This window comes from Bradyrhizobium sp. 76, from assembly GCF_023073025.1.
Classification (GTDB): Bacteria; Pseudomonadota; Alphaproteobacteria; order Rhizobiales; family Xanthobacteraceae; genus Bradyrhizobium.
In genome coordinates this window covers 1-1,238 of sequence record NZ_JADPIS010000023.1, presented here as the reverse complement: position 1 = coordinate 1,238, position 1,238 = coordinate 1, and the positions used below count along the sequence as shown (strand labels likewise).

Genomic DNA, 1,238 nt, shown 5'->3' with positions numbered 1-1,238 from the left:
TGCTAGGGTTCAGACTCAATTGATCCAATAAGCGACGAGAGCGGCGAGGTGGACGGCGGCCAAGAAGTTTCTGGCAAGTTTGTCGTAGCGAGTAGCAACACGCCTGAAATCCTTGAGCCGGCAGAAACAGCGCTCGATAACATTGCGCCCTTTATAGAGGCGCTTGCTGAAGCTGTGGAGGGTTACCCGGTTGGATTTGTTTGGAATGACGGGTTTCGCGCCGCGATTGACGATTTCGGCGCGAAAGCCGTCGCCATCGTAGCCTTTGTCCCCAATGAGGGAAGACATGGGCGGCGCGAGCTTCAAAAGGGCCGGCCCTGCGGCAATGTCTGCGGCTTGTCCCGGAGTGAGATGAAATGCACAAGGTTTGCAATCAGGGTCGCTCAGCGCGTGGATTTTCGTGGTCCGCCCACCGCGCGAGCGGCCGATCGCCTGTTCATGCTCCCCCCTTTTCCGCCGCTCGCCGAGCGATGCGCCTTGATCGAGGTGGAGTCGATGGACAAAGTCACGCCGTCCTTGCCGCAGCGGGCGAGCGCTTCAAAGATCGCCTGCCAATGTCCGCGCTTAGCCCAGCGATTGAAGCGATTGTAGATCGTCGTGTAAGGACCATAATCGGGCGGGCAATCGCGCCAGCGTGCGCCGCACTGAAGCATGTGAAATGATACCGCTGATAATGCGTCGATCGTCTTGGCGCGCCGGGCCGGTCTGGTTCGTTGGCAGATGCGGCCCTATCCGAGCCCACTGCTTGTCGTTGAGCCAGAACAGTCCTTTGCGCATCGAAGTCCCCGGGCCCGAATCAACTCGGCGCCATGGAATCAGAGATCGCTAATTAGGTACAGACCCTAGCATTACAGTTTGTCTTTTTGATTTGACATGAGCGCGTTGAGCGGCAGCCTGATGAGCTCTGCGCCAGAAAGACCATGCGATGATGCGTGCGGGTTGAATACGCTTTCGAGCAAGTCTGATGGCAATGCGGCGGATTTCCTGGATTGACCAACGGATCAGCGGCGGCGTGGTTATGCTTTGGCTTTTGCCGGGTGGCGAGGTTTCGTTTTTTTGGGCGGTGGCGGATTAGCGCGATGTCGGATCGCGGCCATCATGGCGAAGGCGAGCATCACCAAGGACACATGACGGTGCCAGCCATGCCAGGATCTGCTCTCGTTGTGATCCAGCCCGAACTCGTTTTTCGCGGTTTCAAAGCTGTCCTCGATCGCCCATCGATGGCCTTCGACCGCGAC

1 protein-coding gene and 2 pseudogenes are annotated in these 1,238 nt (G+C 58.2%); all 3 read right to left on the bottom strand.

The genetic code is table 11. The annotated features are described in order from the left end of the window. Positions 1–15: 15 nt before the first annotated feature. Complete coding sequence (locus IVB48_RS07485; RefSeq protein ID WP_256468875.1) at positions 16–525, bottom strand: IS5 family transposase; 510 nt, start codon at positions 523–525, stop codon at positions 16–18. A gap of 74 nt (positions 526–599) precedes the next feature. Continuing rightward, a pseudogene (locus tag IVB48_RS41140) lies at positions 600–653 on the bottom strand (hypothetical protein); the annotation flags it as partial. Between the two features lie 363 nt (positions 654–1,016). Then, a pseudogene (locus IVB48_RS07480) lies at positions 1,017–1,238 on the bottom strand (IS701 family transposase); the annotation flags it as partial.